Annotated in this window: 2 protein-coding genes; both read right to left on the bottom strand. The window is 33.2% G+C overall.

Going from position 1 to position 3,047, the window contains the following annotated elements; all coding sequences use genetic code 11:
• Positions 1-129: 129 nt before the first annotated feature.
• Positions 130-1,566: an MFS transporter gene (locus J8H85_RS18785; RefSeq protein WP_209657234.1), complete on the bottom strand. Its 1,437-nt coding sequence runs from the start codon at positions 1,564-1,566 to the stop codon at positions 130-132.
• A gap of 192 nt (positions 1,567-1,758) precedes the next feature.
• Positions 1,759-2,706 (bottom strand): NAD(P)H-dependent flavin oxidoreductase, encoded by a 948-nt coding sequence (locus J8H85_RS18780; RefSeq protein WP_209657232.1) that lies wholly within the window; start codon positions 2,704-2,706, stop codon positions 1,759-1,761.
• Between the last annotated feature and the right edge of the window lie 341 nt (positions 2,707-3,047).

The raw sequence follows: 3,047 nt of genomic DNA, 5'->3' as shown, positions 1-3,047 counted from the left end.
CAAAATCAATTGAAAAGAAAACAATACAAATCAAAAAAGCTGAACAATGATAACATTGTTCAGCTTTAATTTATAAATTTAATCCTTTAATAATCTGTATCGGTTATTTAGGACTAGACAAATAAAAGCTTAATGACCACCAGCAATTTTTTCATCAAAGCTTATACCCTGACTTCTCAAAATTCCTTTAACTCTCCATGCATAAAAAGCTAAATAAGCAAAGCAGAGAACCCCAACTATATAACTTGCCTGAATCCCTATACTTTCAGATATATAACCTTGTAACCAACTTACAATACCACCTCCCATAATCATCATGATTAAAAAACTACTTCCTTGACTTGTGTTTTTACCTAAACCACTAACAGCAAGTGTAAAAATACATGGCCAAAGTGTACTACAAAATAAACCAACACTTGTAAAAGCATACACACTAACCATTCCATCTACAGACATCCCTATACCTATAGCTACAATGCCGCAAAGGGAAAAAATCAATAGCATTCGGGCCGGATTTCCTTTACTTGCAATATCTGCCGCAATAAGTACTAAAATAATTAATGCATACACATAAAAGGGCGTTAAATCATGATTTGCTATAGCATTTACTGCTAAAAAGACTCCAAAGGCAAGATATGGTGCAATAAACCTTAATATCTTCCGAAGACTGATATCGTTTGTAAAAGCTTCAACAGCTCCCGTCCAACGTCCAATCATTAAACTGGCCCAATACAACGAAATGTATGGTGCAATATCCGAAATTTCAAAACCTAAATTGTGCTCCATATAGGCAGGTAAATTACTTGCGGTAGATACTTCTACTCCAACATATACAAAAATGCCTATCATTCCTAAAACCAACTGTGGGTATTTTAATGCTGAAGATCTTGACTTATTTAAACTTCCTTCTTCTTCAACGATGGCTTCTGGTTTATCAGGTAAGGACGAAAATTTTAATAAAATGGCAACCAATAAAAATGCTAAACCTAAAACCAAATAAGGAATTTTTACGCTTTCAATGCTCATATTTGTTGTTTTACCAATAGATGAACCAAATATGGCAAAACTGACGATTAGAGGGCCAATTGTAGTACCAAAATTATTAACCCCTCCTGCCAATGTTAAACGTTGCGAACCTGTTGAAATAGGTCCAAGCGCTATGGCCAATGGATTTGCAACAGTTTGTTGTAATGAAAACCCTAAAGCAACAATAAACAACCCCGATAACATAAGTGCAAATGATCCTGTATTTGCCGCTGGATAAAACAATAAGGTTCCTAAAGCTGATATAATGAGTCCTAATACGAGTCCATTTTTATAACCAATTTTATTGATAATATCTTGTTTCATCAAAATTGAAATTCCCATATATATGAGCGAACCAACTGTATAAGCTATGTAAAATGCTAAGGAAACAAGTTGACTTTCCCCTTGGGATAAATCAAAGGCTTTCTTAAATACTGGAATCAGGATATCGTTGCTTGCTGCAACAAACCCCCAAAAAAAGAAAACGGTAACAAGAGGAATAAACTGGCCCCATTTGGTAGTTGATATTTCTGAATTCATAATTAGGTGCTGAAATTTTAAGAATTATTTATTATGTAAATATATTTTTTATCATCTACATAAATACATATTTATAATAAAATTTATAGCCTAAATATGATTATTCTAAAAGTGTTAGAATTTGACCGATTTTTAAAGGGGTTTCTAAAATTTTATGCTGTAATTCCAACAGTGTAATTATCTGTTCACACCTTATTCCGTAAGATCTTTAATGATATCTTTTGTAGATAAAATGGCCTTTGTATGTTCTATACTTGGACCAGCGACCCAAACTGTTTTGTATGTAGCTTGAGTAGCTGCTTTTTCAGTGGCTCTCATTCCTATTGAAAAACGAATCATTTTTACCCACTTTTTAAGTTTTTTGTTTTTATTCAAAATGGATTCCAACCAAGTTTGTTTAGTCCCTATTTTTTGTACATAAGGTGTGTTGATTACGGTACAGGGTGTTCCTGAAATACGCTCGGTCATAACAATATCTTTAGCGCCATACTCCACACACGCTTGTTTATATTCGTCTGTTACATTAGCTTCAAGCGATGCTATAAACGGACTCCCTACCGAAACTCCTTGAGCACCATAACTTAACATTTTATCAATATCAGCTTTACAACCTACACCACCTGCCGAAATAATAGGGATTTTACAATGACTAACCAATTCTTTAATAAGTGCTTCGGGTGATAAATGGCCTCGGTGCCCTCCTGCCTCATTATTAACTGCTATAACGGCATCGGCTCCTAAAGCTTCTACTTTTAGGGCGAATTTTAAATCGACCACATCACAAAACACTTTTATACCTACCTTATGGGCTTTATTGATGGTTTCTTCTGGACTACCCAATGAAGTAATTATAAAATCGCAACCTTCTTCACACAAAACCCGCAGTTGTTCTTTATATTTTATATTGGATTTATTTACAATAAGATTAAACCCAAACGAACCTCCTGCCACTTTTGCGTGTTTCAACTCTAAAACTGCGGCCCTTAACTCTTCTAAAGTTCTATAATTAAGCGCAGGAATGCATCCAGCAATACCTTCCTTCATAGCCTCTATAACCATTTTGGTATTCGACACTAAAAACATGGGAGCTTGTATAATTGGGTGTTTTATTTCTAAAAGTTGGGTAAGTTTTGTTGACATCTTTAAAATTGATTTCAACAAATATAACAAATATTATGCATGCATAGTTTATTTTAACGATATTTAGATTGAAAAGCTAATGAATTAGCATCCTAAATATAAAATCCATTGGCTCAAAAATAGGATTTTTTTAAATGAATATTTATAAGGGAATTTAACCCAATATTTCTACTAGAATAGTTACCAGTGGAGTATTATACCTGTATAAAAAGTGGAACTTGTCTAGTCCTAAATAACCGATACAGATTATTAAAGGATTAAATTTATAAATTAAAGCTGAACAATGTTATCATTGTTCAGCTTTTTTGATTTGTATTGTTTTCTTTTCAATTGATTTTGTT

The sequence above is a fragment of the Mariniflexile gromovii genome, assembly GCF_017814435.1.
Taxonomy (GTDB): domain Bacteria; phylum Bacteroidota; class Bacteroidia; order Flavobacteriales; family Flavobacteriaceae; genus Mariniflexile; species Mariniflexile gromovii.
Note: the sequence above shows the minus strand (reverse complement) of the source record. Positions and strands in the feature narration are given on the sequence as shown.